The organism is Cupriavidus sp. PB-02 (assembly GCF_058252315.1).
The window spans coordinates 1,500,046-1,525,292 of the sequence record NZ_CM177694.1; the positions used below are offsets into that span (position 1 = coordinate 1,500,046).

General features: G+C 66.5%; 26 protein-coding genes and 1 tRNA gene. 11 read left to right on the forward strand and 16 right to left on the reverse strand.

The window, feature by feature from the left end:
* Positions 1 to 479 precede the first annotated feature (479 nt).
* Positions 480 to 1,064 carry a TIGR01841 family phasin PhaP1 gene (gene phaP1 / locus AC10V3_RS07265; RefSeq protein ID WP_022534445.1) on the reverse strand — a complete coding sequence of 195 codons (585 nt, stop codon included), beginning with the start codon at positions 1,062 to 1,064 and terminating at the stop codon, positions 480 to 482.
* A gap of 365 nt (positions 1,065 to 1,429) precedes the next feature.
* On the opposite strand from phaP1, the gene AC10V3_RS07270 reads away from it, so the two are divergent.
* The 5 genes from AC10V3_RS07270 to pbpG all read left to right on the forward strand — a co-directional run bounded on the left by AC10V3_RS07270 (position 1,430) and on the right by pbpG (position 6,077).
* Positions 1,430 to 2,356, forward strand: a complete 927-nt coding sequence (locus tag AC10V3_RS07270) for a histone deacetylase family protein (protein WP_490923669.1) — start codon at positions 1,430 to 1,432, stop codon at positions 2,354 to 2,356.
* Positions 2,353 to 3,306: a DMT family transporter gene (locus AC10V3_RS07275; protein WP_490923421.1), complete on the forward strand. Its 954-nt coding sequence runs from the start codon at positions 2,353 to 2,355 to the stop codon at positions 3,304 to 3,306. Before AC10V3_RS07270 ends, AC10V3_RS07275 begins: the two co-directional genes overlap by 4 nt.
* A gap of 84 nt (positions 3,307 to 3,390) precedes the next feature.
* Positions 3,391 to 3,837, forward strand: a complete 447-nt coding sequence (locus tag AC10V3_RS07280; protein ID WP_022534450.1) for an acyl-CoA thioesterase — start codon at positions 3,391 to 3,393, stop codon at positions 3,835 to 3,837.
* A 23-nt stretch (positions 3,838 to 3,860) separates the two neighbouring features.
* Positions 3,861 to 4,574, forward strand: a complete 714-nt coding sequence (locus tag AC10V3_RS07285; RefSeq protein ID WP_490923422.1) for a nitroreductase — start codon at positions 3,861 to 3,863, stop codon at positions 4,572 to 4,574.
* 273 nt (positions 4,575 to 4,847) lie between these two features.
* A complete protein-coding gene (pbpG, locus tag AC10V3_RS07290) occupies positions 4,848 to 6,077 on the forward strand; it encodes a D-alanyl-D-alanine endopeptidase (RefSeq protein WP_022534452.1) in 1,230 nt (409 codons plus the stop codon).
* Positions 6,078 to 6,147: 70 nt separating this feature from the next.
* Here pbpG and AC10V3_RS07295 read toward each other — a convergent pair whose 3' ends face one another.
* The 3 genes from AC10V3_RS07295 to AC10V3_RS07305 all read right to left on the reverse strand — a co-directional run bounded on the left by AC10V3_RS07295 (position 6,148) and on the right by AC10V3_RS07305 (position 9,255).
* Positions 6,148 to 7,560, reverse strand: coding sequence for an FAD-binding oxidoreductase (locus tag AC10V3_RS07295; protein WP_349604685.1), 1,413 nt, complete (start codon positions 7,558 to 7,560; stop codon positions 6,148 to 6,150).
* Between the two features lie 15 nt (positions 7,561 to 7,575).
* Positions 7,576 to 8,334, reverse strand: coding sequence for a FadR/GntR family transcriptional regulator (locus AC10V3_RS07300; RefSeq protein WP_454751790.1), 759 nt, complete (start codon positions 8,332 to 8,334; stop codon positions 7,576 to 7,578).
* 135 nt (positions 8,335 to 8,469) lie between these two features.
* Positions 8,470 to 9,255, reverse strand: coding sequence for an IclR family transcriptional regulator (locus AC10V3_RS07305; protein ID WP_022534455.1), 786 nt, complete (start codon positions 9,253 to 9,255; stop codon positions 8,470 to 8,472).
* 236 nt (positions 9,256 to 9,491) lie between these two features.
* Here AC10V3_RS07305 and AC10V3_RS07310 point away from each other — a divergent pair, with 236 nt between their 5' ends.
* From AC10V3_RS07310 to AC10V3_RS07320, 3 genes are read left to right on the forward strand one after another with little or no spacing between them, the layout of a single operon-like run.
* Complete coding sequence (locus AC10V3_RS07310; RefSeq protein WP_022534456.1) at positions 9,492 to 10,217, forward strand: (Fe-S)-binding protein; 726 nt, start codon at positions 9,492 to 9,494, stop codon at positions 10,215 to 10,217.
* A gap of 30 nt (positions 10,218 to 10,247) precedes the next feature.
* Entirely contained in the window at positions 10,248 to 11,660 is a 1,413-nt protein-coding gene (locus AC10V3_RS07315; protein WP_022534457.1) for a LutB/LldF family L-lactate oxidation iron-sulfur protein, read from the forward strand.
* Positions 11,657 to 11,926, forward strand: a complete 270-nt coding sequence (locus AC10V3_RS07320) for a hypothetical protein (protein WP_349604682.1) — start codon at positions 11,657 to 11,659, stop codon at positions 11,924 to 11,926. Before AC10V3_RS07315 ends, AC10V3_RS07320 begins: the two co-directional genes overlap by 4 nt.
* 19 nt (positions 11,927 to 11,945) lie before the next feature.
* Here the strand turns inward: AC10V3_RS07320 and AC10V3_RS07325 are convergent, their stop codons facing one another.
* On the reverse strand, positions 11,946 to 12,833 hold the full coding sequence (locus AC10V3_RS07325; RefSeq protein WP_022534459.1) for a LysR family transcriptional regulator: 888 nt from the start codon (positions 12,831 to 12,833) through the stop codon (positions 11,946 to 11,948).
* 227 nt (positions 12,834 to 13,060) lie between these two features.
* Here AC10V3_RS07325 and AC10V3_RS07330 point away from each other — a divergent pair, with 227 nt between their 5' ends.
* The 3 genes from AC10V3_RS07330 to AC10V3_RS07340 all read left to right on the forward strand — a co-directional run bounded on the left by AC10V3_RS07330 (position 13,061) and on the right by AC10V3_RS07340 (position 16,009).
* Complete coding sequence (locus AC10V3_RS07330) at positions 13,061 to 14,062, forward strand: ornithine cyclodeaminase family protein (RefSeq protein WP_022534460.1); 1,002 nt, start codon at positions 13,061 to 13,063, stop codon at positions 14,060 to 14,062.
* Positions 14,059 to 14,892 (forward strand): phosphate/phosphite/phosphonate ABC transporter substrate-binding protein, encoded by an 834-nt coding sequence (locus tag AC10V3_RS07335; protein ID WP_022534461.1) that lies wholly within the window; start codon positions 14,059 to 14,061, stop codon positions 14,890 to 14,892. The genes AC10V3_RS07330 and AC10V3_RS07335 overlap by 4 nt, the downstream gene beginning before the upstream one ends.
* Before the next feature lie 97 nt (positions 14,893 to 14,989).
* Positions 14,990 to 16,009: a tripartite tricarboxylate transporter substrate binding protein gene (locus AC10V3_RS07340; RefSeq protein ID WP_041680997.1), complete on the forward strand. Its 1,020-nt coding sequence runs from the start codon at positions 14,990 to 14,992 to the stop codon at positions 16,007 to 16,009.
* A gap of 65 nt (positions 16,010 to 16,074) precedes the next feature.
* On the opposite strand, the gene AC10V3_RS07345 is transcribed toward AC10V3_RS07340, so the two are convergent.
* From AC10V3_RS07345 to AC10V3_RS07395, 11 genes are all read right to left on the reverse strand, one after another.
* Entirely contained in the window at positions 16,075 to 16,869 is a 795-nt protein-coding gene (locus AC10V3_RS07345) for an ABC transporter ATP-binding protein (RefSeq protein WP_022534463.1), read from the reverse strand.
* A gap of 1 nt (position 16,870) precedes the next feature.
* The gene (locus AC10V3_RS07350; RefSeq protein WP_349604675.1) at positions 16,871 to 17,767 is read right to left on the reverse strand and encodes an ABC transporter permease; all 897 of its coding nucleotides are present in this window, start codon (positions 17,765 to 17,767) and stop codon (positions 16,871 to 16,873) included.
* Positions 17,768 to 17,935: 168 nt separating this feature from the next.
* Positions 17,936 to 18,913 carry an ABC transporter substrate-binding protein gene (locus AC10V3_RS07355; RefSeq protein ID WP_490923425.1) on the reverse strand — a complete coding sequence of 326 codons (978 nt, stop codon included), beginning with the start codon at positions 18,911 to 18,913 and terminating at the stop codon, positions 17,936 to 17,938.
* Between the two features lie 273 nt (positions 18,914 to 19,186).
* Entirely contained in the window at positions 19,187 to 20,245 is a 1,059-nt protein-coding gene (locus AC10V3_RS07360) for an aldo/keto reductase (RefSeq protein WP_022534466.1), read from the reverse strand.
* Between the two features lie 36 nt (positions 20,246 to 20,281).
* The gene (locus tag AC10V3_RS07365) at positions 20,282 to 21,316 is read right to left on the reverse strand and encodes a quinone-dependent dihydroorotate dehydrogenase (RefSeq protein ID WP_349604673.1); all 1,035 of its coding nucleotides are present in this window, start codon (positions 21,314 to 21,316) and stop codon (positions 20,282 to 20,284) included.
* A gap of 110 nt (positions 21,317 to 21,426) precedes the next feature.
* Positions 21,427 to 22,203: an arginyltransferase gene (locus tag AC10V3_RS07370; RefSeq protein ID WP_490923427.1), complete on the reverse strand. Its 777-nt coding sequence runs from the start codon at positions 22,201 to 22,203 to the stop codon at positions 21,427 to 21,429.
* A 71-nt stretch (positions 22,204 to 22,274) separates the two neighbouring features.
* Positions 22,275 to 23,027, reverse strand: a complete 753-nt coding sequence (gene aat, locus AC10V3_RS07375; RefSeq protein WP_022534469.1) for a leucyl/phenylalanyl-tRNA--protein transferase — start codon at positions 23,025 to 23,027, stop codon at positions 22,275 to 22,277.
* A gap of 57 nt (positions 23,028 to 23,084) precedes the next feature.
* Positions 23,085 to 23,669, reverse strand: coding sequence for an NUDIX hydrolase (locus AC10V3_RS07380; protein WP_022534470.1), 585 nt, complete (start codon positions 23,667 to 23,669; stop codon positions 23,085 to 23,087).
* Positions 23,670 to 23,912: 243 nt separating this feature from the next.
* Positions 23,913 to 23,989, reverse strand: a tRNA-Met gene (locus AC10V3_RS07385).
* A gap of 122 nt (positions 23,990 to 24,111) precedes the next feature.
* The gene (locus tag AC10V3_RS07390; RefSeq protein WP_022534472.1) at positions 24,112 to 24,864 is read right to left on the reverse strand and encodes an RES family NAD+ phosphorylase; all 753 of its coding nucleotides are present in this window, start codon (positions 24,862 to 24,864) and stop codon (positions 24,112 to 24,114) included.
* A complete protein-coding gene (locus tag AC10V3_RS07395; RefSeq protein WP_022534473.1) occupies positions 24,824 to 25,213 on the reverse strand; it encodes an MbcA/ParS/Xre antitoxin family protein in 390 nt (129 codons plus the stop codon). The genes AC10V3_RS07390 and AC10V3_RS07395 overlap by 41 nt, the downstream gene beginning before the upstream one ends.
* Between the last annotated feature and the right edge of the window lie 34 nt (positions 25,214 to 25,247).

Below are 25,247 nucleotides of genomic sequence, written 5' to 3' on the forward strand. Positions count from 1 at the left end.
CACCTTGATGGTGGGTTTCTTTTTGCCTGATTATGCAATTAACCGCCAGCACGTTGCGCCGACCACGAATGCCGAATGGCTGGCAGGGCGAGGCGGTTCAGTATGGTTTTCGGGCCGGACCCAGGATTCGCTTGGATCCAAGCTGTGCGGGGACGCGGCAGAAGGGCGGTTCAAACAACGACAACATGTCACCAGCAGCGAGAGCCATCGAGCATCGACCGCATGCATGCCGCAGGCCAAATGCACATCCCCCAGACCAGATCCCAAAAAAAACCCGACCTAAAGAGGTCGGGCTTAACGATACCTTTGGACAAGGAGACCGCGGTACCGAGGAGACATCGGCAGAAAAGGCAGCGCCGGTTCACTCGGTCGGGACACTACCTCATCGTTGGCAAAACACACCGGCATTCTTGACCGCAATCCGATGCGCTTTGCCAACGGACCGGCCGGAGCCGGTCCATCTTCAACCCTTGCAGCTATCAGGCAGCAGTGGTCTTCTTCACCGGAGCCGTGGCCGTGCGGGCCGTGGCGCTGGCTTGCTGGGCAGCCTTCGTGGCAGCCGAAGCAGCAGCCTGGAAGTTGGTTTCAGCGATTTCGACCGCTTGCTTGGTCGCCTTCTGCACCGACTCGTAGGCGTTGTTGGCGGCGGAGATCGCCGACTTCACGATGGCCACGGTCGATTCCGAACCGGCCGGGGCGTTCTTGGCGAAGTTTTCGACCAGAGCCTGGACGTTCTTCGAGCCTTCGGCCAGTTGGGCCTCGGCCACCTTGGCGAATTCGCTCTGGGTTTCCGAAGCGATTTCGTACAGGTGACGGGTGTAGGCCAGGGTCTTTTCGGCGACCGGCTGCACGGCTGCGGCCTGGATGGCCAGCAGTTCTTGTGCGTCCTTGGCCGACAGGGCCTTCTTGGCGTTGTCGACGTTCTCAGCGAACGAGGTCTTGACGACCTGCAGGTTCAGCTCGACGAGCTTTTCGACGCCTTCGAACGCCTTGGTCGTCAGGCCGAACAGCGTTTCGAGGTTAGCCTTTTGCGCTGCCGCGACTTGTTCCGGGGTAAGGATCATTGCTGGTCTCCAGTGGTGAACTTCAAGGTCAAGCAAAATTAAGCTGCCTAGATGTCAGGGCCGTGACGGTGTTGTTTCCCGCGTCGGCCAGCCCAGGCGTGTGGGTGGGTCAGGACGCATCCGAAAACTTTGGTGCGCCGCAACAATTGCCATTCTAGGGATACCGTTTTTAATGTCAAGTGAATTTGGTGCATTGCACAATAAAGTTCTGCTTAAATGCCCGCCGGTGTGACGCCGGCGCCATCGGAGGTGCCTCCCGGCGAGGGTGCGGCCGGGGTGCTACCATCGCGGCTTGCCTTCGCCCGCACGGCCGGCCGCCGCCGCGATACCGAGAAGACGTGAACAGAACCGCCCAGGCCACACCCATGCTTGCCTTCTACGCCGACCATTTTGTGCTGCCATTGCCACCCGGGCACCGCTTCCCCATGCGCAAGTACAGCATGCTACGCGACATGGTGTCGGCCCAGGTGCCCGGATTACGCCTGGCGGAGGCGCCGCGCGCGGGCGATGACGCCCTGCTGCTGGCACATACGCCAGAGTATGTGCAGGCGGCTTCGGCAGGCACGCTCGACGCGGCGCGCCAGCGCGAGATCGGCTTTCCGTGGTCCGAGGCGATGGTGGAGCGCTCGCGGCGTTCCGCAGGCGCCACCATCGCGGCCTGCCGGGCAGCGCTGCGCGAAGGCATCGCGGTGAACCTGGCAGGCGGCACCCACCACGCCTATGCCGACAAGGGCGGCGGCTTCTGCGTGTTCAACGACGCCGCCATCGCCGCGCGCGTACTGCAGCGCGATGGCGACGTGCGCCGTGTGGCGGTGGTCGACCTGGACGTGCACCAGGGCAACGGCACCGCGTCGATCCTGCAAGGCGATCCGTCGGTATTCACGCTGTCGCTGCACGGCGAGAAGAACTACCCGTTCCGCAAGGAGGCCAGCGACCTGGACGTCGGCCTGCCGGACGGTTGCGACGACGACACCTACGCGCAAGCGCTGCAGGCAGCGCTCGACACGCTGTTCAGCCGTTTCGATCCCGACCTGTTGATCTACCTGGCCGGCGCCGACCCGCATGAAGGCGATCGCCTCGGACGGCTCAAGCTGACCATGGCCGGCCTGGCACAGCGCGATCGCCTGGTGTTCGATGCCGCCTTCGCGCGCCGGCTGCCGGTCGCGGTGGCGATGGCGGGTGGCTACGGCAACCAGATCGAGGACACCGTCGCCGTGCACGCGCAGACCGTGCGTCTGGCCGCGCAGTATCACGCCCGCCACGCCCAAGCGCAGCTGGCGGTGGCGTCATGAGCGGCGTGGCGGAGCAAGGACGTACGGCGGCGGCAGGCCCCCGCGCCACGCTGTGGCTGGCGGCGATGCCGTGGCTGTTCGTGCTGATCTGGAGCACCGGCTTTATCGTCGCCAAGTACGGCATGCCCTATGCCGAGCCGATGACTTTCCTGTTCCTGCGCTTTGCCGGCGTGCTGGTGCTGATGGTGCCGTTCGTGCTGCTGGCACGCGTGCCGCTGCCGCAGTTGCAGAATCCGCCAGCGGCGGCATCGGCAACCCCGGCGCGGCGGACTGACTGGCGCGTGGTCGGCCATATCGGCGTGGCCGGCCTGCTGCTCCAGGCGGGCTACCTGGGCGGCGTTTGGGCGGCCATCAAGCTCGGCATGTCGGCCGGGGTGTCGGCGCTGCTGGTCGGCATGCAGCCGATCCTGACCGCCCTGATCGCTAGGCGCATGGGCGAACGCATCGGCGCGCGCCAGTGGCTGGGCCTGCTGCTGGGAATTGCCGGCGTGGCGCTGGTGGTGGCCAACAAGCTCGGTACCAGCGGGCTGACGCCGGCGAGCCTGGCGCTGGCGGGCGGCGCCCTGCTCAGCATCACCGTGGGCACCGTCTACCAGAAGCATTTCTGCCCGGTGTTCGACCTGCGCATGGGCTCGGTGATCCAGTTCGCCGCAGCCGCGCTGGCGTGCCTGCCGTTCATGTTCCTGTTCGAGACCCGCGAGGTTCAGTGGACTGCCGCCATGTTCGGCGCACTGGCCTGGTCGGTGGTGGCGCTGTCGATCGGCGCGATCTCGCTGCTGTTCCTGCTGATCCGGCAGGGCGCGGCCACCAAGGTGTCGAGCCTGATGTACCTGACGCCGCCCACCACCGCGGTGATGGCCTGGCTGCTGTTCGGCGAGCGCTTCCCGCCGCTGGCCGCTGCCGGCATGGTGCTGGCGGCGCTTGGCGTCGCGCTGGTCATCCGCCGCTAGCCTCCGCGCGTTCGTGTCGCGTATGCGGCCGTTTCAGCGCTGTCCTTCCGAGCTTTCCGATCCGTCCTGTTCCGTTCACGTCCCATGAAACCGCAAGCCGAGTCGCGCAGTGCCTATCCGTACTTCCAGCCGATCACGACGCGTTGGATGGATAACGATGTCTATGGCCACGTTAACAACGTTGTCTACTACAGTTACTTTGACACCGTGGTGAATTCCTACCTGATCCGGCAGGGCGTGCTCGACATCGAAGCGGGCAGCACCATCGGGCTGGTGATCGAGACGCAGTGCAACTACTTCTCGTCGCTCAGCTTCCCGGAGACCGTGGTAGCGGGCCTGCGCGTGGCCAGGCTGGGTACGTCCAGCGTGCGCTATGAGGTAGGCCTCTTCAGCGGCGACAACGAGCTTGCCGCCGCGCAAGGGCATTTCATCCACGTCTATGTCGATCGCGCCACGCGCCGCCCGGTACCGCTGCCGGCGCCGCTGCGCGAGGCGCTGCTGCCGCTGGCGGTGGCCGGCGCACAGCGGTGACGGGGCAACAGGAGACGAACAAGATGTCCCTCGAGAGGCAATTCGGTTCGCAGGATGCCGTGGACTGCGTGGATCGCGCGATCCTCACGCGGCGTTCGGTGCGGGCCTTTCTCGATACGCCCGTGCCGCGCGAGACCGTGGAAGAAATCCTGGCCGTGGCCAGCCGTGCGCCGTCGGGCACCAACACGCAGCCGTGGCGCGTCTACGTGCTGTCGGGCGAGGCCAAGGTCAAGCTGTGCGCCGACGTGCTGGCTGCCTATGAGGACCCCGAGCGCGACAGCAAGTACATGCAGGAGTATCCGTACTACCCGCGCGAGTGGGCCGATCCCTACCTGGCGCGGCGGCGCAAGGTGGGCTGGGACCTGTATGGCCTGCTGGAGATCAGCCGCGAGGACAAGGTGCGCATGCACGAGCAGCACGCGCGCAACTTCCGTTTTTTCGATGCGCCGGTGGGGATGATCTTCACCATCGACCGCATCATGGAGCAGGGCAGCTGGCTGGACTACGGCATGTTCCTGCAAAGCATCATGGTCGCCGCCAGGGCGCGCGGGCTCGATACCTGCCCGCAGGCGGCGTTTACGCAGTTCCACAAGATCATTGCCAGCCACTTGCGACTGCCACCGGAAGAGATGGTGGTATGCGGCATGTCGCTGGGTTTTGCGGATCCGGAAGCGCTCGAGAACCGGCTGACCACTGATCGCGAGCCGGTCAGCGGATTTGCGCGTTTCCTCTCATAGTGAGCTTTGTATCAATGTGTAACGATTGGTGCCGATATACCAGATGAGGTCCCCGTATCGGCAGGGTCGTTGCCTTGGGGAGTGGCATGTGATTTGAGGTGAGCCCTAAGACAGTTCGTTTTCAAACACGGGTGGACGTGATGAGACGTCAACTTTTTCCACATCGTGGAAATGTTTGCAAATCGAACTTTAAGGAGCGACTGTAAGTCTTTAATCTTGCTAACAATTTCTTTATTTCCTACACTAGCGCCATTCTTATGCGCTGAACGAATCATGTTCCGGTCTGATTCCATTTTTTCCAGATTCTTCGGCTCCACGCCCTTGTCCGCCGTCGCCGCCGCGGTCCTGGTGTCGGTGTCGATGGTCGCGGCGCCCGTGGCCGAAGCGGCCACCAAGTCCGCAAGCACCCAAAAAACGTCTAAAAAGCAGGCTAAATCGGCTAACGTCGAGAAAAAGAGCGCTTCAAAGACTGTCTCGGCAAAGTCTCGCAGCACCAAGGTAGCCAAGCGTGACGCCAGCTCCTCGCGCAAGGTCATCGTGCTGAAGAACGGCAAGCGCCAGGTAGTGGCCTCGCATCGCGCGGCGCCAGTGCGTGCCGCCTTTACGCCGCCCGCCAAGCCCTCGCTGGGCGAAGCCATGGGCCTGCGCGATACCGCCGACGCGCTAGCGCTGCGTTCCAGCGTGGCGCTGGTGATGGACCAGGGCTCCAACGAGGTGCTGTTCCAGAAGAACGCCAGCGCGGTGCTGCCGATCGCCTCGATCACCAAGCTGATGACGGCGCTGGTGGTCATGGACGCGCGTCTGCCAATGGACGAGATGCTGACCATCACCGAGGAAGACCGCGACAACGAGAAGCACAGCAGCTCGCGCCTGCGCTTCGGCACGCAGCTCACGCGCCAGGAACTGCTGCTGCTGGCGCTGATGTCGTCCGAGAACCGCGCCGCGTCGGCGCTGGGTCGCCACTATCCGGGCGGCCTGCCTGCGTTCGTGCAGGCGATGAACCGCAAGGCGCGCGAGCTGGGCATGAACGACAGCCACTTTGTCGATTCCAGCGGGCTGTCGAGCAGCAACGTGTCGAGCGCGATGGACCTGGTGCGCATGGTCAACGCCGCCTACCGCAACCCGACCATCCGCGAGTTCTCGACCCAGACCGAGCATGAAGTCAACGTGCTGGGCCGCACCCAGCACTACGTCAGCACCAACCGCCTGGTGCGCGGCGGCAACTGGGAGATCGGCCTCCAGAAGACCGGCTTTATCTCCGAGGCCGGCCAGTGCCTGGTGATGCAGGCCAAGGTCCAGGGTCGCAACGTGGTGATGGTGTTCCTGGATTCGGCTGGCAAGCTGTCGCGTTTTGCCGATGCCAACCGCGTCAAGGACTGGCTGGAACACTCGCCGTCGCAGTCGTCCCCGCAGCCGCATGGCTTCCCGTCGTCGCCCAACCTGACGCAGGGGCCGCACGGCGCGCATGCGATCCTGGCCTCGCAGCAAGCGCGCGGCATCTGATTCGGATCGCCTGACCGGAAAAAAAACGCGCTGTCCTGCGGCGCGTTTTTCTTTTTGCGATCCCGCTCTGTCAGAGCAGCTTGCCGGGATTCATAATCCCGGCCGGATCGAACACGGCCTTGATCTCGCGCATCAGCCGCAGCTCCAGCGGATCCTTGACCGCGAGGAAGGCGTGGCGCTTGAGCTGGCCGATGCCGTGCTCGGCGCTGATGCTGCCGCCATAACGCATCACTTCGTCCAGCACCGCGTCGGTCACCGCATCGCCTTGCGTGGCCGCCCAGTCCTTCGGCGCACCGGCCGGGCGCGACAGGTTGTAGTGCAGGTTGCCGTCGCCGAAGTGCCCGAAGATAAACGGCCGGATGGCCGGATCGAGCGCGCGCAGCCGGGCATCCATCGAGGTCATGAACGCCGGGATCTGCTCGATCGGCAGCGACACGTCGTGTTTCAGGTGCGGGCCGTCGGCGCGCTGCGCTTCGGAAATCTCCTCGCGCAGTTTCCACAGTGCCTGCAGTTGCGCCAGCGAGGCGGACACCGCGGCATCGAGGCATAGCTCGCGTTCCAGCGCTGCGCCGATCACGCGCTCGAGCAGTGCGTTGAGCGCGTCTGCATCCGTGGTATCGGCCAGTTCCACCAGCACGTAGGCGGGGTAGCGTTGCGCGAACGGTTCCTGCACGCCTTCCGCGTGCGTGAGCACCAGGTCCAGGCAATCGCCGGTAAAGAACTCGAACGCCTGCAGGCGCGCGCCGCATTGCTCGAACAGCAGTTCATAGAGTTCCAGCGACTGCGCCGGCGAGGCCACCGCCGCCAGCACTACGCTGCGCGTATCGGTGCGCGGGAACAGCCGCAGCGCGGCCGCGGTGATCACGCCCAGCGTGCCTTCCGAACCGATCAGCAACTGCTTCAGGTCGTAGCCGGTATTGTCCTTGCGCAGCGTGCGCAGGCCGTGGAAGACCTCGCCGTTGGGCAGCACCGCTTCCACGCCGAGCACCAGCTCGCGCGCCATGCCGTAGCGCACCACGTTCACGCCGCCGGCATTGGTCGCGAGGTTGCCGCCGATCTGGCAGGAGTCTTCGGCCGCCAGCGACAGGGGCAGCAGGCGGTTGGTGTCTTCCGCGGCGCGACGCAGGTTGCCGAGGATGCAGCCGGCTTCTGCCACCATGGTGTTGGCGATGGTGTCGAGCGAGCGCACCGCGTTCATGCGGTCCAGGCTCAGCACCACGTTCTGCGCCTGGGCATCGGGCGTGGCGCCGCCGCACAGGCCCGTGTTGCCGCCGCGCGGTACCACGGGCACCACCGCCTGCTGGCACAGCGCGAGGGCGCGCGACACCTCGTCCACCGTGCGCGGCCGTACCACGGCCTGGGCCTGGCCGCGGTAGATGCCGCGCCAGTCCGACAGCCACGGAGCGATGTCGTCGGGGTTGCTCAGGACGGTGTCGGCGCCGAGGGCCTCGGTGAGGCGTTGCGCGAATTGGCTGGTTTGCATGATGGCGGTGTCGTCTTAAGAGAGAGAAGGGCGGGCGGGATCCGTTGCTGCGGATGCGCCCGGCGCATCGGCGGCGCGCGGGCGCAATGTCAGTCCCAGCCGGCGTGCGGCGCATTGCAGGTGCGTGACCGCGGCCGCGCGCGCCGCCGTGGCATCGCCGCGCCGGATCGCGTCGACGATGGCTTCATGCTCGGCATGCACGTTTTCGGCCAGTCCGGCCTGGCGCAGCGTATTGGCACGCGCGGTCGCGACGGCCTGGTGCAGCTGCAGGTTCAGGTACTGCAGCAGCTGGCGGTAGTACGGGTTGTGCGTGGCGGTGGCAATGCCGATATGGAAGGCCGCGTCGATATCGGCGGCGGGCTGTGGGTCATAGAGATGGGCACGCAGGCGCTGCAGCAGCGCACTCAGCGTGTCCACGTCCTCCTCGGTGCGGCGCACCGCGGCCAGTGCGGCGGCGGCGCCTTCCAGGTCGATCCGCAGGTCATACAGATCGGCCAGCTCGGCGGCATCGATATCCGGCTCGCGCGGCAACTGGAAGCCCGCCGCGCCGGTGCGCGAGCGCACCGTGCAACCGACGCCCTGGCGCGTTTCCACAAAGCCCTGCGAGCGCAGGTGTTCGGTGACTTCGCGGATCACTGCGGCGCTGACGCCATACTGCTCAGCGAGCTGGCGGCCGGTAGGCAAGCGGGTGCCGACCGGGTAGGCGCCGCTCTCGATGTCGGCGCGAAGCTGGCGGGTGACCTGTTCTGTAAGGGTGACGGCACGGGTACGCATGGGTGCCGATTATAAGGTTTGCTGGTTATCTGAAAACTCAGGGTAAACCAGTGTTTGATTCGTGACGCGGCCACCAAAGCAAAACGCGCGGACTGCCGTGGCCGGCCGCCCGCGCGTCGTTCCCGCTTGCCGTGCTCAGGCCGCAGCTTCGGACACGTAGCCCATGCCGCGCGAGATCTGCAGCGCGGTGTCCTTCAGGTTCTGCAGCCAGCTGTCCTGCAGCCGGTCGGCCGGCGCCGACAGCGACAGCCCCGCCACCAGCCGGCGCGAATCGTCATAGATGCCGGCGGCGATGCAGCGCACGCCCAGTTCCAGCTCTTCGTTGTCGCGCGCGTAGCCGTTGGCGCGGACCCAGTTCAGCTCGCGCTCCAGCTTGGTCAGGTCGGTGATCGAGGTGCGGGTGTGGCCGGCCAGCCCGGTGCGGGTGGCGTAGTTGCGCACGCGCGCACTCTCGTCGGCCGCCAGGAACAGCTTGCCCACCGAAGTCAGGTGCAGCGGGGCGCGGCCGCCGATGGCGCGCACCACCTGCATGCCCGAGCGCTCGCTGTAGGCGCGCTCGATATAGACGATCTCGTCGCCCTGGCGCACCGACAGGTTGACGGTCTGGCCGGTGACGCGGTGCAGCGCGCGCATCGGCGCCAGCGCCGCGTCACGCACGGACAGGCGTGCCTTGACCAGGTTGCCTAGTTCCAGCAGGCGCATGCCAAGCCGGTAGCTGCCCGGATCGGAACGGTCCACGAAACGGCAGGCCACCATGTCGTTCAGGATGCGGTGGGCGGTGGAAGGATGCAGCCCCGTGGCCAGCGAAAGCTCCTTCAGGCTGACGGGATCGGCGTGCTGCGCGAGGGCGTCCAGCAGGGTCATCATGCGCTCGATGACCTGGATGGACGTCTTGCCGGGTGACTTGTCTGCGTCGGACATAGGTGAAAATGGGAGAAATGTTGCGATGCGGCAATCTTAAGCGTCTGCCTGATTCTATCTCGCATCGTGAAAATTTCAATAGGTGAAATGACATTACGGTAAGAAACGCGCCAGGATGTCGCCCGACAAAGTGCTGTGCATTGCACCGGATTCATGGCATTGCTGAACCGTTTGTGCGCCACGCGCGGCGCCAAGCGCGCATAATTGCGGGGTTTCGGGGTCTGGAGAAGCAAACAATGCGAGTCGGTCTGTTCGCCACCTGCCTGGTGGACCTGATGCGTCCGGAAATCGGCTTTTCGGTGCTCAAGCTGCTGGAAGCCGCCGGCTATGAGGTCATGGTGCCCGAGGCGCAGACCTGCTGCGGCCAGCCGGCCTACAACTCGGGCGAGCGCCGCGTGTCGCGCGACCTGGCGGAGAAATTCCTGCGCGAGTTCGAGATGTTCGACTACATCGTGGTGCCGTCCGGCAGCTGCGGCGGCATGATCCGCCACCAGTACGGCGACCTGCTGCGCAACGATCCGGAGCTGAACGGCCGCTACGAGCGGCTGCGCGAGCGCGTGTTCGAACTGACCGAATTCCTGGTCACCGTGGCGAAGATCGACGTACTGCCGTCCTCATTCGCCGGCCACATCACCTACCACGACTCCTGCTCCGGCCTGCGCGAGCTCGGCGTCAAGCAGCAGCCGCGTGAACTGCTGGCGCGCCTGCCCGGCGTGCAGCTCACCGAGATGAAGGACTGCGAGGCCTGCTGCGGTTTCGGCGGCACCTTCTCGGTCAAGTACGGCGATATCTCGACGGCGATCGTCGACGAGAAGTGCGCCAATATCAAGGCCAGCGGCGCCGAAGCCGTAGTGCTGGGCGACCTGGGCTGCATGCTCAATATCGAAGGCCGGCTGCGCCGCACCGGCGACAGCCGCACGCGCGTGCTGCATATCGCCCAGGTCCTGGCGGGTGATGCCTGACAATCAGCCTGAAATCCGGAAGACGCCACGATGCAAGTCCACAGCATGGAATTCAAGGCACGCGCCGGCCAGAAGCTGGCTGACCAGCGCCTGCAGCAGAACCTGAAGAAACTCTCGACCAAGTTCGTCACCGCGCGCGCCGATGCGATCCGCGATATCGACTTCGATGCCACGCGCGAGGCGCTGAAGGAACGGCGCAACCGTGCGCTGGAAAACCTCGACGTCTGGCTGGCCACCTTCGAAGAGAACGCGCGCAAGCGCGGTGCCACGGTGCTGTTCGCCGAAACCACCGCGGACGCCGCGCGCCTGGTCGCCGAGATTGCGCAGAAGCACGGCGTGAAGAAGGTCATCAAGAGCAAGTCGATGGTGACCGAGGAGATGCGCCTGAACCAGGTGCTCGGCGAGATGGGCGTGCAGAGTATCGAGACCGATCTCGGCGAGTACATCCTGCAGATCAACGACTCGGAACCGCCGTCGCACATCATTGCGCCGGTGGTGCACAAGGACAAGGACGAGATCGCCGACCTGTTCGCCAGGGTCCACCACAAGCCGCGCCTGACCGAGATCCCGGATTTGACGCGCGAGGCGCGCGAAGTGCTGCGCCCCGAGTTCCTGAGCGCCGACATGGGCGTCACCGGCGGCAACTTCATCATCGCCGAGACCGGCTCGGTGGCGGTCGTCACCAACGAGGGCAACGAGGGCATGTGCACGGTGATGCCGCGAGTGCACGTGGCCGTGACCGGGATCGAGAAGGTGTTGCCCACGCTGGAAGACCTGGCCACGGTGATGCGGCTGCTGCCGCGCTCGGCTACCGGCCAGGCAATCTCCAACTACTTCTCGCTGCTGACCGGCCCGCGCGCCGAAGGCGAGCGCGACGGCCCGGAGCATATGTACTTCGTGCTGGTCGATGGCGGCCGCACCGGGCTGATCGGCGGCGACTTCCAGGAGATGCTGCGTTGCATCCGCTGCGGCGCGTGCATGAACCACTGCCCGGTCTACCAGAAGATCGGTGGCCATGCTTATGGCTGGGTTTATCCGGGCCCGATGGGCAGCGTGCTGACACCGAGCTACGTGGGTCTTGCCAATGCCGTGGACCTGCCTCAGGCGGCCACGTTGTGCGGCGAGTGCAATCGCGTGTGTCCTGCTTCGATCCCGCTGTCCGACCTGCTGCGCAAGCTGCGCGAGAAGCAGATGGAGCGAGGGCTGCGCCCGTGGCAGGAGCGGTTCGCGCTGCAGGCCTGGGGCTACGTGGCCAGGCGCCCGGAGCTGTATGCCTTTGCGACCCGCATCGGCGCCTGGCTGCTGGGCCGCATGGGCGGCCGCAACAAGCTGATCGCCAGCCTGCCGATGGCCGGCAAGGGCTGGACCGCAACCCGCGACATGCCGGCCCCGTCAGGCCGCACGTTCCGCGAACTCTACAAGGAAAGGAGGGCGCGTTCATGAGCGCAGCCAATCAGGAAGCACTGGTGCGCATGCGTGCCGCACTGGACCAGCACCTGGGCGGATCGATGCCCGCGAGCGATCTGGTACGCGCATGGCGCGAAGCCGGCACCGGTCTGTCGCTGCCGCCGGTCTACGGGCAGGCGATGGAAGAATTGCTGCGGCGCCTGGAGATGTCCGCCGTGTTTGCGCAGGACAGCTGTTCGTTCTCGAGCTCGGCGGTGACGGACCAGCTGTCGCGCTGGCTGGACAAGGCGGCGACCGTCTGAGGCCTTCAGCGCTGCACCCCTAGCGCTTCATCATCCCCGTCAACGTATCCACGAATTCCAGCGACAGCCGCGACAGCGGTTCCGTCTGCACATGGAAAATCTGCACCGAGGCATTGACCTTGGTGCGCACCGGCACCGCCACGATATTGGGCCAGTCCCCGCCGAACACCGTCATGGCATCGACCAGTGCGATGCCTGCGCCGGCCTGCGCGAGCGCGCGCGCCACGTGGGCCTGTTCCACCTGCACCCGCATATCGGGCTGGTCGCCCTCGTTGCCGAACATCTCGTGCACCAGCAAGCCAAACGGTACGTCCTGTCCGTAGCCGATCAGGTCCTCCCCGATCAGGTCGGCCGGTCGAACCCACTTGCGCGCGGCCAGGGGATGCCCCACCGGCACCAGCGCCACGATCTCGTTTTTCACCAGCAGGCGCGCCTCGAGGTTGGGGTGCACCAGCGGCATGTTCGACACCGCCAGGTCCACCTGCCCCGATAGCAGCGCGCGCAGCATATTGCCCGGAATCTGGGTACGCACCACCACGCGCACCGCCGGGTGCGCGGCGCGGAAGCTGGCAATGGCGCGCGGCAGCACGGTCTGGCCGAGGTTGGGGCTGCACGTGATGCGCAGGCTGCCGGTGCGGTTGGCCGCAAGGTCCTCGGCAATCTCGTTGACGCGCTCGATCCCTTCGTACACCGCATTGACTTCGCCCAGCAGGCGCCGCGCTTCCGGCGTGGGGTAGAGCCTTCCCTTGGTGCGCCGGAACAGTTCGAGGCCGAGGCGTTGCTCGGTGTGCGACATCAGCCGGCTGATGGCCGGTTGTGACACGTAGAGCAGCTTGGACGCACCGCTGATCGAGCCGGTCAGCATCACCGCGCGGAACACCTCGATCTGGCGCAGGTTCATTTTCATGGGATTAACCTGATGTTAAGGCTGGCGGACATATAAGCATATGACAGTCAATGGCGCCATACCTACACTGGACTCCATCGACACACGCTCTGTGGCCTGGACAGGCACCGCACCATGGTGGACCACACCGGCTGCGTGAGGCACCGGAAAGGGGGGGCGTGGCCGCGATGCGGTGCACTACGCACCCGCGGCGTGCAGGCATTCTTATCTGGAAGACAGGAGACCGTATGAGCGACATCCATCTCACCTATATCAACGGAAAGGACATCGCACGGCTGGAAATGACCGACGCCGAAATCCTGGACGCGGTCGAGCAGGCACTGGTGGCGCAGGGCAACGGCCAGACCGTGATCGAGCCGCGCGTGCACCTGATTCCCGATCCCGCCTTCAACGGCCACTTCAACGTGCTGCGCGGCTACGTGGCGCCGCTGGGGCTGGCCGGGGTGAAGATCGTCGGCGACTTCGTCGACAACTACAAGCTCGGACTGCCGTCGGAGATGGCCATGCTCAACCTGTTCGATCCGCGCACCGGGATTCCGGTGGCGATGGTCGACGCTACCTTCATCACCGATGCCCGCACCGGCGCACTCACCGCGCTCGGTGCCAAGCACCTGGCGCGCCGCAACAGCAAGGTGCTGGGCCATATCGGCGCACGCGGCACCTCTTACTGGAACGTGCGCCTGCTCGACAGCCTGTTCGACTTCGACGAGATCCGCGTGCACTCGCGCCGCCCGGAAAGCCGCAATGCCTTCGCCGCGCGGCTGGAGCGTGATCTCGGCAAGAAGATCGTCATCACCGAAGACTGGGAATCGTGCGTGCGCGGCGCCGACATCGTGGTCGAAGCCTCGCGCCTCGAACGCCCGACGCCGATGCTCAAGACCGAATGGATCAAGCCGGGCGCCTTCGTCGTGCCTTACGGCACCATGAGCGCGGTCGAGCTGTCGCTGACCGACATCATGACGAAGATGGTGGTCGACGACTGGGGCCAGTGCAAGGGCGGCATGTTCGGCTCGCTGCGGGCGCATGTGGAAGCTGGCAAGCTGTCGGAACAGACGCTCTATGCCGAGCTGGGCGAAATCGCCGCCGGCCGCAAGCCGGGCCGCCAGAGCGACGACGAGACCAACCTGTTCTGGCACCGCGGCCTGTCGCTGAGCGATATCGCGCTGGGCCACGCCATCCTGAAGAAGGCCGAGCAGCGCGGGCTGGGCCAGAAGCTGGTCTACGCATGATTGCCAGCGCACGCATGTACGCGGTCGCCGCGCCGGTGGGGCATGCATGGCGTGCGCTGCTGGCGCACGTGGCCGACCGTGCCGGCGTGGCACTGCCATATGTCGAGCATGCGGCGCCGGCGCTGGTCAGCGCGCTGTGGGCGCGGCCGGACTGCGGCTGCGTGTTCATGTGCGGCTATCCGTATGCCAGCGCCCCGGTGGCCCCGCAGTTGCTGGCCGCGCCGGTGCCGGCGCTGGCGCGCTACGGCGGGCGCCCGGTCTATTTCACGGAGTTCATCGTGCGCGCGGATGCGCCGGTGCAGACGCTGGCGCAGACCTTCGGCGGGCGGCTGGCATGCATGCTGCCTGAGTCCAACTCGGGGCACAACGCACCACGGCACCACCTGATGCAGCTGGCGCCGGCGGGCACGCGTGCGCTGTACCGGCCTGCCGCCGAACCCACGCCGACGCCGCGCGAGGTCATCGATGCCGTCATCGCCGGGCACGCCGAGGTGGGCGTCGTCGACAGCTACGTGCTGGACCTGCTGCGCCGCTTTGAACCCGCGCTCGCGGCGCAGCTGAAAACGCTGGACGTGACACCGGCCGCACCGATCCCGCCGATGGTGGCGTCTGCGCAGGTTGATCCGCACGAATGCGCGCGCGTGCGTGCCGCGCTGCTCACGCTGCATGAAGGCGCAGCGGGTACCGCGCTGCTGGCCATGCTGGGGCTGGTGCGCTTTGCCGCGGTGCAGCCCGTCGACTATGCCGGACTGCCCGCGCTGGCGCGCGAAGCGGACCAGGCCGGCTTTGCATTGACCGACCCCGGCGCCGGCAGCCGGGGCGCTGTATAAGCCAGCACGCCGGACCGCACACGGCCATGCACGACAACAAGACTGCCGGCGCGGTGGGGGAGTCAAGCCTGATCACTGCCAAATGGGGGAAACCGTCATGAAACCCGCTGTGAACGCTGTTGTGAAACCTGTCAGCCGGCGCCTTGCCGCGCGTTGCCTGCTCGCCTGCGTGGCGGCCTGCGCGCCCTGGTTCGCCGCCGCCGCTCATGCCCAGCCGCAGGCGTATCCCGCCAAGCCGGTGCGCATCGTAGTGCCGTTCGCCGCCGGCGGCCCGGCCGACGTGCTCGCCCGCGCGGTCGGCGAAGGCATTGCCAAAGCCACCGGCCAGAGCGTGCTGGTCGACAACAAGGCCGGCGCAGCAGGCACCATCGGCGTCGACATGGTGGCCAAGGCCGTGCCCGACGGCTATACGCTCGCCCTGGTGCCGGTGGGCAATATCGCTGTGAACCCCACGCTGATGCCGAACCTGCCGTACAAGCCGGCCGACCTGGCTCCGGTCTCGATGCTGGCCACCGCCGAGAACGTGCTGGTGGTCAACGCGGCCACGCCGGCGAAAACGCTGGCGGACCTGCTCAAGCTCGCGGGGCAGAAGCCGGGCGAACTGAGCTTCGCCTCGCCCGGCGCCGGCAGCCAGGCGCACCTGGCCGGCGAGCTGCTGCAGCTCGATGCCCACGTCAAGCTGAACCACGTGCCTTACAAGGGCGTCAGCCCGGCCATGACCGATGTGGTTGGCGGCCAGGTGACGATGATGTTCGCCCAACTCTCGGCGGCGCTACCCTATATCAAGTCCGGCAAACTGCGCGCGTTGGGCGTGGCCAGCGCCAGGCGTTCGGCGGTGCTGCCCGATGTGCCGACCATCGCCGAGCAGGGCTTTCCAAAGTTCGAGGCAGTGTCGTGGTACGCGCTGATGGCGCCGGCCGGTACGCCCGCGGAGATCGTGCGCAAGCTCAGCCAGCACGTCGACACGGTGCTGGCCGATGCCATGCTCAAGGAAAAGCTGGCCGCGCTGGGCATGGAGGCGGCGGGTGGCACGCCGCAGCAGCTTGCCACCACCATCCAGAAGGAAAGCACGCGCTGGGCCGGTGTGATCCGGCAGCGGCATCTCACTATCGACTGAGCGTCGCACCGGCGTAAAAAAGGGGAGCCGCATGGCTCCCCTTCGTCATTGCCCGCTACAGGTCTTCAACCCAGCAGCAACGCATCATCATCCAACTGCTCATGCCGCGTCTGCTCAAACATCTTCAGCAGATCCGGCACATCCAGCCCCTTGCGCTTCTCGCCCGACACGTCCAGCACCACCTGGCCCTGGTGCAGCATGACCGTGCGCTGGCCGTAGTCCAGCGCCTGGCGCATGCTGTGCGTCACCATCATCGTGGTCAGCTTGCTTTCCTCGACGATGCGCGCGGTCAGTTCCAGCACAAAGGCAGCAGTCTTCGGGTCCAGCGCGGCGGTGTGCTCGTCCAGCAGCAGGATGCGCGACGGCTGCAGCGACGCCATCAGCAGGCTGACCGCCTGGCGCTGGCCGCCCGACAGCAGGCCGATGCGGTCCGTCAGCCGGTTTTCCAACCCCAGGTTCAGCAGCCGCAGCTTCTCGCGGAACAGCTCGCGCGAGCCGCGGTTGAGCGCCGCGCGGAAGCCGCGCCGGGTGCCGCGCGCCATTGCCAGCGCCATGTTTTCCTCGATGGTCAGCGCCTCGCAGGTGCCGGCCATCGGGTCCTGGAACACGCGCGCCACCAGGTGGGCGCGGTCCCATGCCGGCTGACGGGTGACGTCGGTGTCATCGATGGTGATGCGGCCCGAGTCGACCATCTGGTCGCCGCTGATCGCATTCAGGAAGGTGGACTTGCCGGCGCCGTTGGAGCCGATCACGGCCACGAACTGGCCGCTGGGGATCTCCAGGCTGAGGCCGCGCAGCGCGCGGGTCTCGATCGGGGTGCCCGGGTTGAAGGTGAGCTTCAGGTCTTGTGCGCGCAGCATCTCAGGCACCTCCGTTCTTGCGGGCGAACAGCTTCTTGCGCGTGGCCGGCAGCACCAGCGCGATCGTCACCAGCGCGGCGGTGACCAGGTTCAGGTCCTGCGCCTTCAGGCCGATGAAGTCGCTGTTCAGCGCCAGCGCGATAAAGAAGCGGTAAAGGATGGCGCCCAGCACCACGGCCAGGGTGGTCCAGATCAGGCGGCGCGCCGGCAGCACGGTTTCGCCGATGATCACCGCGGCCAGGCCAATCACGATGGTGCCGATGCCCATCGAGATGTCCGACCCGCCCTGGGTCTGCGCGAACAGCGCGCCGGCCAGTGCCACCAGCGCGTTGGACAGTGCCATGCCGGCCAGCGTGGCGCGACCGGTGGGGATGCCTTGAGCGCGGGCCATGCGCGGGTTGGCGCCGGTGGCGCGCATCGCCAGGCCGAGCTGCGAGCTGAAGAACCAGTCCAGGCCGAGCTTGGCGATCACCACCACCACGAACAGCACCAGCGGGCGCAGCACGTAGTCAGGCAGCCATTCCGGCTGCAGGATGGTGAACATAGTCGGCTCGGTGATCAGCGGCACGTTGGGGCGGCCCATGATGCGCAGGTTGACCGAGTACAGCGCGATCATCATCAGGATACTGGCGAGCAGGTCCATGATCTTGAGGCGCACGTTGAGCCAGCCGGTAATGAAGCCGGCCAGTGCGCCCGCGGCGATCGCCACCGCGGTGGCGACGAACGGGTCCTGGCCCGCGGCGATCAGCGTCGCGGCCACGGCGCCGCCCAGCGGGAAGCTGCCATCAACGGTCAGGTCGGGGAAGTTGAGGATGCGGAAGGAAATCAGCACCCCGAGCGCCACCAGGCTGAAGATCAGGCCGATCTCTAGGGCGCCCAGAAGGGAAAAGAGGGACATGGGGGGAATCCTGTTGCAGGGTCCGGCGGCTGCCTTGGCGCCGGCTTGGGGGCGGGTGGGCCGGCTGGCCCGTGTGGGGCCGCGGGCTGCCTCGCCCTGTTCTGTCCCGCCGGCCCGGATAGGCCCGGCGGGGCACCCTCCGTCTTGCGACGGCCGGGGTGGCAGTGCTTACTTGATGACGGTCTTGGCTTCCTTGATCAGCTCCGGCGACAGCGTCGCGCCTTGCTTGGCGGCGGCGCCGGTGTTGACGAACAGCTCCAGGTTGTCGCTGGTCTGCGAGGCGATCGCGCCCGGCTCCTCGCCCTTCAGGATGCGCACCACGATCTTGCCGGTCTGGTGGCCCAGGTCGCCGTAGTTCACGCCCAGCGCGGCCACGGCGCCACGCTTGACGCTGTCGGTGTCAGCCGCCACCAGCGGGATCTTCGATTCGTTGGCAACCTTGACCAGGGCCTCATACGCCGACACCACGTTGTTGTCGGTGTTGGTGTAGATCACGTCGACCTTGCCGATCAGGCTCTTGGCGGCCGGGCCGATGTCCACGGTACGCGGTGCGGCGGCTTCCTTCAGGGTCAGGCCTTCCTTGGCCAGCAGTTCCTTCAGTTCCTTGACCACCACCACCGAGTTGGCCTCGCCCGGGTTGTAGACCATGCCGACGTTCTTGGCCTTGGGCACCACGCGCTTGATCAGGGCGACTTGCTTGTCCAAGGGCAGCTTGTCCGACACGCCGGTCACATTGGTGCCCGACGCCGACCAGCTCTTGACCAGTTGCGCGGCGACCGGATCGGTCACGCCCGAGTACACCACTGGCACGCTCTTGGTGGCGGCGACCACGGCCTGGGCCGATGGGGTGGCGATGGCAACGATCGCGTTCGGGTTGTCACCGACGAACTTGCGGGCAATCTGCGCGGCGGTGCCGGTGTTGCCCTGGGCGCTCTGGTATTCCCACTTCAGGCTCTTGTCGGCGTCATAGCCGGCGGCCTTCAGTTCGGCGCGCACGCCGTCGCGGATCGCGTCCAGCGCGGGGTGGTCAACGATCGACAGTACCTTGACGGTCTGGGCTTGCACGGCGCCGCCGTATAGCAGAGCCAGTGCCACGGCGCCGCCCAGGATCGACTTGGTTGCTGCGAGACCCTTGATGGACTTCATTATCTGTTCTCCCCCGAAAGCTCGGTTCTGGAATGGATGCGGCCGCGGATGGTTCGGTCCGCCGTCCTGGCGCGCCCGCGCGCGGGCGGACGGTGCCGGTCCGGGCGTGCGCAGCGGCTTCCTGCGGCTGGAGGGAGCGTGCGCGGGCGCGTCGGATGCGACAGCGATAAGCCTGCGAGGATACCACTTCTCGCGCACGAAATGCGTAGTCATCGTGCCGAAGTGGGGCATCCGATGCTGCCAGACGCCCGCTATCGGCCATCCAGGCGCATATTATTGCGCGGGATTCGTGATTTGCTTGTGGATTACCCCGATTGCGGCGACGACATCTTCATGCAATTGCGCGTCCCGGGCGTCGAGGTTTTCCTGGAGCTGGGCCAGGGTGGTGGCGCCGATGATGGTGCTGGCGGCGAACCAGCGCGAGTAGCACCAGGCCAGCGCCAGCGTGGCGGGGGACAGGCCGGCACTTTTTGCCAGCTCGACATAGCGGGCCGAGGCGGCCATGGTCTCCTGGCGCATGTAGCGCGGGCTCCAGTCCGCCCCGAAGCGCGACAGGCGGCCCTTGGCTTCGGCATTGAAGACCGGGCTGCCCCCATCGCCCGACAGGTATTTGCCGGTGAGCTGCCCGAACGCCAGCGGACTGTACGCCAGCAGGCTGACGTCGGTGCGGAAGCAGGCCTCGTCCAGGCCCTGTTCGAAGCTGCGGTTGACCAGGTTGTACGGGTTCTGGACGGTGGCGATGCGCGGCAGGCCATGCTGCTCGGCCAGGCGCACGAACTCGGCCACGCCCCAGGGCGTCTCGTTCGAGACGCCGACATAGCGGATCTTGCCGGCGCGCACCAGCTCGCCCATCACTTCGAGCTGCGCCTGGATTGAGGTGCACTCGCGCTCCTTCTGCGGATCGAAGCTGAGCTGCCCGAAGATTGGTGCATTCCGCGCCGGCCAGTGAATCTGGTACAGGTCGATGTAGTCGGTCTGCAGCCGGCGCAGCGATTCGTCCACCGCGGCGCGGATGCCGGCCGGGGTCAGGTCATCGCCGTTGCGGATCCACGGCATGCGGCCCGGGCCGGCCACCTTGGTCGCCAGCACCACGCGGTCGCGCGGCTGGCGCTTGAGCCAGGTGCCGACGATGCGCTCGGTCTGGCCGTAGGTCTCGGCGCGCGGCCTGACCGGGTACATCTCGGCGGTGTCGATAAAGTTGACGCCGCGCGAGAAGGCGTAGTCGAGCTGGCTGTGGCCGTCGGCTTCGGTGTTCTGCTCGCCGAAGGTCATGGTGCCCAGGCAGATGCGCGAAACCTGCAGGTCGCTGCGGCCGAGGCGGATGGTTTCCATGGCGTTTCCTGTGAAGGGGGGCGATATGGGAAAGGCTCAGCCGCGCAGCGCCGCGGCGCATTCGCGCACCAGCGCCGGGCCGCGGTAGATCAGGCCGCTGTAGACCTGCACGAGCTTCGCGCCTGCATCGATCTTGGCGCGCGCATCGGCGCCGCTGAAGATGCCGCCCACGCCGACGATCGGCACCGCATCGCCGACCACGGCGTGCAAGGCGCGCACCACGCGCGTGGACGCCTCGAACACCGGGCGCCCAGACAGGCCGCCGGCTTCCTCGGCATGCGGCAGGCCCTTGACCGCCTCGCGCGAAATGGTGGTGTTGGTGGCGATCACGCCGTCGATCTTGTGGCGCACCAGCGCGTCGCCGATATTGCCAACCTGGTCGGCATCGAGATCCGGCGCGATCTTCAGCGCCAGCGGCACGTAGCGCTTGTGCTGGTCGGCCAGGCGCTGCTGCGCGTCCTTCAGCGTCGACAGCAGGCTGTCCAGCTCGCTGGCGCCCTGCAGTTGGCGCAGGTTCTTGGTATTGGGCGACGAGATATTGACCGTGACGTAGCTGGCGTGCGGGTAGACGCGCTCCAGGCAGTACAGGTAGTCGTCGTTGGCACGCTCGATCGGCGTATCGGCGTTCTTGCCGATATTCAGGCCCAGCACGCCGCCCTCGGCCTTCCAGCGCGAGGCCTTCACGTTGGCGACAAAGGCATCGACGCCGCTGTTGTTGAAGCCCATGCGGTTGATCAGCGCATCCGCCTGTGGCAGGCGGAACATGCGCGGGCGCGGGTTGCCCGGCTGCGCGCGCGGCGTGACCGTGCCCACCTCGATAAAGCCGAAGCCGAAGGCAGCCAGCCCGTCGATATAGGCGCCGTCCTTGTCCAGCCCCGCGGCCAGCCCGACCGGGTTGGGGAAGCGCACCCCCATCACCGTGCGCGGGTCGTCGGCAATCTTGTTGCCGATGCAGCCGGCCAGGCCCATGCGGTGGGCGCGAACCAGGTTGTTCAGCGTGAAATGGTGGGCGTCCTCGGCATCCATCGAGAACAGGGCGGGGCGAAACAGGGGGTAGAGCGCGTTGAGCACGTGGGGAGGCGGCCGGCGGGGCGGCGCAGAAGTCGATACCAGGCCCGCATTGTAGCGGCTGGGCCGCTTGCCCGGACGGCCAGGCCTGCTGGTCCCGCTTGCTGGTCCCGTTATTCCTGCGTAGCCAGCGGCACCGGGTTGGCGACGTCTTCGAACGCCTGCCAGAGGTTGCCGGTCAGCACCTGCAGCGGGTGGAAGCGCGCCTTGTACGCCATCTTGCGGCTGTCGGCGATCCAGTAGCCCAGGTAAAGGTGCGGCAGGCCCAGTTCGCGCGTCTGGCGGATCTGCCACAGGATGTTGTAGGTGCCGTAGCTGGCGTTGCGCTCGAGCGGGTCATAGAAGGTGTAGACCGACGACAGCCCGTCGTCGAGTACGTCGATCATGCTGACCATGCGCAGGCGGCCGGCCTCGGGCGATCCCGGCGGCTCGCGGAACTCGACCAAGCGCGAGTTGACGCGGCTTTGCAGCAGGAACTGCTCGTACTGGTCGCGGCTGTCCTGGTCCATGCCGCCGCCGGCGTGGCGCATCGACTGGTACAGCAGATACAGCGAATAGTGCTCTTCGACGTAGGTCAGCGGCGCCACTAGCGCCTGCAGGTGCTCATGCCGGCGCCAAGCGCGGCGCTGGGAGCGGTCAGGCGTGAACTGGTCCACCACCACGCGGCAGGGCGTGCAGGCATGGCAGTCATCGCAATAGGGGCGGTAGGTAAAGATGCCGCTGCGCCGGAAGCCCGCGCGCACCAGGCGCGAATAAACGTCGGCGTTGATCAGGTGCGCCGGCGTGGCGACCTGCGAGCGTGCCATGCGGCCTTCGAGATAGCTGCAAGCGTAGGGCGCCGTGGCGTAGAACTGCAGCGCGGAGAGCGGTAGTTCCTTCAGCTTGCTCATGACTCAGGGGGCTCCGGGCGGGGACGGGGCGTTTGGACAGGCCAGCCGATGGTGGTGTCCGGTACCAGGGCTCAGCTGGCCGGCGCGGCTGGCGTCCCGGCCCAGCGCTCCAGCACCGATTTGTCAAACCGCCACGGGTTGATCGCCGGCTGCGCCGTCACCGCCCGCACATGTGCCACGAACTCGGCGCGGGGGATCGGGCGCGCACCCAGCGAGGCCAGGTGATCGGTTTCCTGCTGGCAGTCTATCATCGCCACGCCGTGGTTGCCGAGGAACGCGCACAGCGCCGCCAGCGCGATTTTGGAGGCGTCGGTGCGGTGCGCAAACATGGATTCGCCGAAGAACATCCGCCCCAGCGCCACGCCATACAGGCCACCTACACGTTCGCCGCGGTACCAGCTCTCGACCGCGTGCGCCATGCCGTTGCGGTGCAGCGTGCCGTACGCCGCCACGATCTCGTCGGTAATCCAGGTGCCGTCCTGGCCGTCGCGCGGCGTGGTGGCGCAGGCGCGCATCACCGCCAGGAAGTCGTCGTCGACGCGGATTTCCCAGTCTGGGTCGCGCAGCACGCGCCGCAGCGTCTTGCGCAGCGTGGCCGAGACGCGCAGCGCCGGCGGCGCCAGCACCATGCGCGGGTCGGTACTCCACCACAGTACCGGCTGGCCGCTCGAATACCAGGGGAAGATGCCCTGGCGGTACGCCAGCAGCAGCCGCTGGGGCGACAGGTCGCGGCTCGCCGCCAGCAGGCCGGGGGCTTCGGAATCCGGTCCAAGCGCACGCTCCACCGGCGGAAAAGGGTCTTGCGGGTCCAGCCAGGCGATCATGCGGGCCGTGCCGATGGAGGGCGAGGGTGGGCGATGGAGGGCTTTCCGGCCCGCCGCTCAGGGCGTGACCGTGGCCCGGCTGGTCAGCGGGCGCATGGGCTTGTCGATATCCAGGCTGTGCAGCCGGAAGCTGCCGTCCCGCAGCCGGCCGGCGGCGCGGTCGGCGAAGAAGCAGCGCAGGGTGTGGATCACGGTGGGAAAGGCCAGTTCATCCCACGGCACATCGGCCTCTTCCACCAGCTTGACCTCCAGGCTTTCCTCGCCCGGGGCGATATCCAGGTCGTCCAGCGTAGCCAGGTAGAAAAGATGCACCTGGTGCACGTGCGGCACGTTCAGGATGGAGAACAGTTCTCCTACCTGCACGCGCGCACCGGCTTCTTCCAGTGTCTCGCGCGAGGCAGCCTGCGCGGTGGTCTCGCCGATCTCCATGAAGCCCGCGGGCAGGGTCCAGAAGCCGTAGCGCGGCTCGATCGCGCGTTTGCACAGCAGGACCTTGTCTTCCCACACCGGAATCGTGCCGACAACGTTGCGGGGATTGACGTAGTGGATGGTGCCGCAGTTGTCGCAAACGCTGCGCGGGCGGTTGTCGCCGTCAGGTACGCGCAACACGACCGCATGACCACAGTTCGAGCAGAATTTCATGAGGGGCGTCCGGGAGGAATGGCGAAAGTGTATCACCCTCGAAGAGGGGGTCGGGGCTGTCGCGGGGACAAGCGTCGCGGCATTGGTGGGGGCCCGCACGAGCCGGTCGGCGACAGGTGCGATGCAGCGGAAACGAAGTGCTGCGCAGTACTGAGAGCCAAAACAAAAAAACCCGCCATTGGCGGGTTTGTCTGTATGACGGATCGGATGCGTTTGCAGTCATCAACCGCATCATCATGCGGTTGGTTGCGGGGGCAGGATTTGAACCTGCGACCTTCGGGTTATGAGCCCGACGAGCTGCCAGACTGCTCCACCCCGCGTCCGTCGAAGAAAAGATTATATGGCATCCGGTTGCGCATTGCAACACCTGTTTAAAAGTACCTTGAAGTGGTGCGCACTTCCGCCTGCCATAACGGTTAGATCGCCGGCAAGGGGCCGAGGTTCAGCCATTGTTGGCGCTTTCGCTTGTGCGCTGCCACAGCGTCGACTCGAACTCGAAGCTTTCGCGCTGCTGGAGGTCGTCGCGCTGCCAGATCACCCGGTCGCGGCGCACCGTCAGCATCCACGTGGTGGTGGCCAGCGGGGCCGGGTGGGAGAAGGCGCGCGGCGTCAGCACCGCGCCGCAGGGGCCATGCTGCGGGTCGCGCACGGAGGTGTAGCGGATCATGCCAAGGCCGGCCTCGCGCACGACGCGGCCGAAGAGCTGGCAGGGTTCGTGGTTGTCCGGATCGGCCCAGGCGTCGCGGTCGCGATCGAAGGGCGGCGCGTCCAGTGCCACGCCATCGGTATTGACGCGGACTTCAAACAGCGTCTGCGCACGGGCGTCGATGCCCGGCAGCGCGGGGCTGTCGTTGAGGAAGCGCCAGCGCCAGTAGCCAAGCTCGGCGCAGGCGGTGCGGATCTCGTTGGCGCCATAGAACACGCCCGGGTCCTGGCCGGCACGAAAGCGCGAGCCCCAGGGCGAGGGTGGATAGCGGAACGGGGTAAACAGAAGGTAGTGCAGGTGGCGGGCTTCGATCGGCACGGCCGGCTTGCCGGCATCGAGCACGGCTTCCAGCACAGCCTGTTCTTCGAGGCTGTCGACCAGCGGCATGGTGGAGACAACGTGCTGGGCTTCCACCGCCCGCCACAGCGTGAGCGCGAACTGCCTGCGCTCAGATGCGACCGCGGGTGGCGTCCAGGTAGTGAACGACACGGACCAGACCTTCCGTCGTACGGATCATTTCAAGGGGCTTGCCGCCCAGCGCCAGGTTTTCATGGGTCAGCCATAGCCGGGCCTGGTCGCCGTGGCCGAGGATCGCGTCCAGCGAGCGGAACAGGCGCACGAACAGCACGCCGAATTCCCATTCCTTGCGGTGGGCATCGAGCACATAACCGCCCGATGCCATGCGCGAGACCGAGGCCGTGCTGATGCCCAGCACGCTCGCCACCACGGCCTGGCTGATGCCGAGGAAGCTGGCGGCGCGCATTACCGCCTTGGTCAGCGTGGTGCCGGGGTCGGGGCCGCCGGCGGGATCGGTTTCCGGAATCCGCCTGGATTGCATCGCCTTTGCTCCTGTTTCTTGAGAAATATTATAG

Bases quoted from the DNA above. Each gene is read 5' to 3' on its own strand.
- AC10V3_RS07395 (WP_022534473.1), bottom strand. From the start codon at position 25,213: ATGCAATCCAGGCGGATTCCGGAAACCGATCCCGCCGGCGGCCCCGAC.
- AC10V3_RS07325 (WP_022534459.1), bottom strand. From the start codon at position 12,833: ATGAAAATGAACCTGCGCCAGATCGAGGTGTTCCGCGCGGTGATGCTG.
- AC10V3_RS07275 (WP_490923421.1), top strand. From the start codon at position 2,353: ATGAGCGGCGTGGCGGAGCAAGGACGTACGGCGGCGGCAGGCCCCCGC.
- AC10V3_RS07270 (WP_490923669.1), top strand. From the start codon at position 1,430: ATGCTTGCCTTCTACGCCGACCATTTTGTGCTGCCATTGCCACCCGGG.
- AC10V3_RS07350 (WP_349604675.1), bottom strand. From the start codon at position 17,767: ATGTCCCTCTTTTCCCTTCTGGGCGCCCTAGAGATCGGCCTGATCTTC.
- AC10V3_RS07310 (WP_022534456.1), top strand. From the start codon at position 9,492: ATGCGAGTCGGTCTGTTCGCCACCTGCCTGGTGGACCTGATGCGTCCG.
- pbpG (WP_022534452.1), top strand. From the start codon at position 4,848: ATGTTCCGGTCTGATTCCATTTTTTCCAGATTCTTCGGCTCCACGCCC.
- AC10V3_RS07295 (WP_349604685.1), bottom strand. From the start codon at position 7,560: ATGCAAACCAGCCAATTCGCGCAACGCCTCACCGAGGCCCTCGGCGCC.
- AC10V3_RS07370 (WP_490923427.1), bottom strand. From the start codon at position 22,203: ATGAGCAAGCTGAAGGAACTACCGCTCTCCGCGCTGCAGTTCTACGCC.
- AC10V3_RS07380 (WP_022534470.1), bottom strand. From the start codon at position 23,669: ATGAAATTCTGCTCGAACTGTGGTCATGCGGTCGTGTTGCGCGTACCT.
- AC10V3_RS07285 (WP_490923422.1), top strand. From the start codon at position 3,861: ATGTCCCTCGAGAGGCAATTCGGTTCGCAGGATGCCGTGGACTGCGTG.
- aat (WP_022534469.1), bottom strand. From the start codon at position 23,027: ATGATCGCCTGGCTGGACCCGCAAGACCCTTTTCCGCCGGTGGAGCGT.
- AC10V3_RS07360 (WP_022534466.1), bottom strand. From the start codon at position 20,245: ATGGAAACCATCCGCCTCGGCCGCAGCGACCTGCAGGTTTCGCGCATC.
- AC10V3_RS07280 (WP_022534450.1), top strand. From the start codon at position 3,391: ATGAAACCGCAAGCCGAGTCGCGCAGTGCCTATCCGTACTTCCAGCCG.
- phaP1 (WP_022534445.1), bottom strand. From the start codon at position 1,064: ATGATCCTTACCCCGGAACAAGTCGCGGCAGCGCAAAAGGCTAACCTC.
- AC10V3_RS07300 (WP_454751790.1), bottom strand. From the start codon at position 8,334: ATGCGTACCCGTGCCGTCACCCTTACAGAACAGGTCACCCGCCAGCTT.
- AC10V3_RS07305 (WP_022534455.1), bottom strand. From the start codon at position 9,255: ATGTCCGACGCAGACAAGTCACCCGGCAAGACGTCCATCCAGGTCATC.
- AC10V3_RS07340 (WP_041680997.1), top strand. From the start codon at position 14,990: ATGAAACCCGCTGTGAACGCTGTTGTGAAACCTGTCAGCCGGCGCCTT.
- AC10V3_RS07315 (WP_022534457.1), top strand. From the start codon at position 10,248: ATGCAAGTCCACAGCATGGAATTCAAGGCACGCGCCGGCCAGAAGCTG.
- AC10V3_RS07330 (WP_022534460.1), top strand. From the start codon at position 13,061: ATGAGCGACATCCATCTCACCTATATCAACGGAAAGGACATCGCACGG.
- AC10V3_RS07335 (WP_022534461.1), top strand. From the start codon at position 14,059: ATGATTGCCAGCGCACGCATGTACGCGGTCGCCGCGCCGGTGGGGCAT.
- AC10V3_RS07320 (WP_349604682.1), top strand. From the start codon at position 11,657: ATGAGCGCAGCCAATCAGGAAGCACTGGTGCGCATGCGTGCCGCACTG.
- AC10V3_RS07355 (WP_490923425.1), bottom strand. From the start codon at position 18,913: ATGAAGTCCATCAAGGGTCTCGCAGCAACCAAGTCGATCCTGGGCGGC.
- AC10V3_RS07345 (WP_022534463.1), bottom strand. From the start codon at position 16,869: ATGCTGCGCGCACAAGACCTGAAGCTCACCTTCAACCCGGGCACCCCG.